This is a genomic window from Collinsella aerofaciens (genome assembly GCF_039752985.1).
Taxonomy (GTDB): Bacteria; Actinomycetota; Coriobacteriia; order Coriobacteriales; family Coriobacteriaceae; genus Collinsella; species Collinsella aerofaciens_BT.
This window is the reverse complement of sequence record NZ_JBDMHA010000116.1, coordinates 1-2738: the sequence shown is the minus strand read 5'-3', so window position 1 is coordinate 2738 and position 2738 is coordinate 1. Positions and strand designations below refer to the sequence as shown.

Sequence of the window (2738 nt, the reverse complement as noted above, 5' to 3'; positions counted from 1 at the left end):
GCTCACGCCCGCGATGTCGCCGAGAGAGCTATCCACGCTTAGGGCTCCAACCAAGCAAGTCGCCCGCGCTCAGCAGATCCCTAAGCGAGCTACTCGCACTCAGGAGCCATAGCCTGCTCCAAGAGCTCGGCATGCTCCTCCTCGAAAACCGTCCCCACAGGGAAGGCGCGACGGAAGACGAAGTGGGAAATCGGACCGGCTACCAAAAGGTTCCACGGCAGCGCCATCACAAAATTATGCGGGATGTTGATCATCCAGATCGCGGGCACGGAATACAGGTTCGCAAGGATGCCGCCGGGCATGTGCGTCAGACCCTCGCAGGCACCGTACAGCGACATGATGATGACCATGGGAACGACCATGCAGGAGCTGACGGCGAGCGTCATGGCAAGTGGCGAGCTCTTGCCCGGCGTGACCAAGTACTTAAAGGCGAAACCCTTGGCGAGCGGGCTGGCGACGAACCAGTCGCAGCACATGGCAAAAATGTAGGCAACGGGGAAGCCGAGCCACGCAGCGGCAACGACCTCGCCGTTGATGGCCCCGTGCTGCAGGGCAACGTTGTAGATGCTCATCCAGAGCACCATGCAAAAGCACATGATAAAGGTGAACAGCAGGCTCTCTCGTTTGTTGATAGGCATAAAGGGCAGATTCCTCTCTGTGTTGTACCGCGGCGCCACGCAACAAAAACGGGCGGGCAAGATGGAGCTGTTGGAACTTCATCTCGCCCGCCCGTGGTACGCGCGTCTGCGACTACTTATGTGGTGGAACCAGCCTAGCACGAAACGCATGCGCTTCGTAAGCGTTGAGTTTATGAAGATGCAGGGCACCGATAATCCCCCGACCCCATAAGTTGCGGTGGAATACGGACTGTTTTGACCCTTTAAGCAGCAATTCAGTCCCTATTTCACCGCAACTCATTTGGTGCAAAGTAACCTGTCCCCCTTGTACCAATTAGCTGGTGTGGCGCCAGCGAGGGTCGGTGAGCGTACGCGCCACACCCAGTCCAACGGGCAGAAACGCTACGATGAGCACTGCGCGCACAAACCAGCCGAGCATATTGACCGTGTCGAAGGTGCACATGTAATACATCGAGCGATACAGATACAAGCCCGGCACCATAATGACAATCGAAGGCACCGTGAGGGCGATGCGCGGGTAGGTGAGCTTGACTTCAGCCAAGCTTGCGAGCAGCCCCGATACCAGCGCGCCGATAAACGCTGCTGCCTCGGGAGGCATTCCCGTGCTGAGGCCCAGGAAGGGAATCATCGTCGGCGCATCGACAAGGGTCAGACGCAGGGTATTGGACACGGCGCCGATCAACCCAGCTGCCGCGGCCATCTTTACCGGGCTGTTGAACATCACCGAGAAGCCGAATACGCCAACGAAGCTCATCACCACGCGCAGGAGCGTAAGGGCAAGCGGCGAAAGGCCCAGTGGGGCAAAGTCGTCCGGCGCCAGGCCAACACACTCGGCAACCATCCAACCTACGAGGGTCGCCATCACAATAATCGATACGGCATATGAAAGGCGCTCGATACCGCTTCGCATGTCGAGCTTAGCGATGTCGAGGCCTGCCGTAATGAGCGGAAAGCCGGGAATCACAAAGAGCATGGCGCCGATATAGCCTTCTTGGTGCGACATTGCCCCCGGTATGACCTGGCCAAGGCCGAGCAATGCCAGCAGATACGAAACGCAAGCGAGCGCAACACCGGTCGTCAGCGCGCTGAACTGACCAAGGCCCTGCTTGAGAATATGGGAGCGGGCAAAGTTGCCGACACCCGCGCCCACAAACGCGCAGGCCATCTCGATAGGGCCGCCGCCGAGCAAAAAGACGAAGGCGCCACAAGCACAAGCTGCCGCAAGGCCCTGTTGCCAGGGAGAGTAATCGGGTTTTGAACTCTCAACGGTCTTGAGCATCTCGTGATACTCGTGCACCGTGAAGCGACGACCATAGGTCTCGATTTCCTTGAGGAAACTCTCCATCATCCAAATGCGATGGGTATTGACGCCCGTTGTGGGCAAGCTGACGACCTCATTAAAGCAGTGGCCATCTTCGATGCAAGTGCACTCAAACGACAGAAGACTCAGGTCGACGTGAATCGTGACGCCGAGTACGGCAGCAACACGATTCATGGTATCGCGCACGCGCCAGGCACCTGTTCCGCTTGCCAGCATAAGCATGCCGGTGCGGCAGATGATGGATGACTTGTCGGTGAGTGGCGCATCGACGGCAAGCTCATCGCCTGCCGTCACGATCTGGTGCCAATCAGTTTTCATATGGAGCGCGCCGGCACGAACGCCGTGGTGCATGGGGGCTCTCGAAAGCAGCGAGTCAAGGCGCGAAGGCTGTGGGGGCTCCGTTAATTCGCCCTCGTCCTCGTCGGGCTCTTCATCGACCAGATCAAATGAGTCAAGCGATGCCGGCTCACGACGATCGATTAGCTCCTCATCCTCATCATCAAAGTAATTGAACTGATCGAGCATGTCCTCTTCGATTGCACGCTCGCTCGCGTCGTCCATATAGACGCTCCCTTCCTACCGACTAACCCCCATCCTAGGCAGCAACGGCTAAAGGAAACATAAAAGAGACGGCTGTCATGCATGGAAGGCGCAAACCTCCAATGCGTCGGTAGACCCCCAACGACTAGGACTGTCCCCAAGTGCCGGCACAGACGATATGAGCAGGACATAAAAACATTGAGAGCCCCTGCTGCATGAAAGACCGCGGATTAGGCCGA

At 57.8% G+C, this 2738-nt stretch carries 2 protein-coding genes; both read right to left on the bottom strand.

Annotated elements, in window-relative coordinates; genetic code table 11:
* Positions 1-89 precede the first annotated feature (89 nt).
* Positions 90-638, bottom strand: a complete 549-nt coding sequence (locus ABHR76_RS09840) for a DUF2798 domain-containing protein (RefSeq protein ID WP_055285230.1) — start codon at positions 636-638, stop codon at positions 90-92.
* A gap of 313 nt (positions 639-951) precedes the next feature.
* Positions 952-2520 (bottom strand): threonine/serine exporter family protein, encoded by a 1569-nt coding sequence (locus ABHR76_RS09835; RefSeq protein ID WP_346977615.1) that lies wholly within the window; start codon positions 2518-2520, stop codon positions 952-954.
* Positions 2521-2738: the final 218 nt, after the last annotated feature.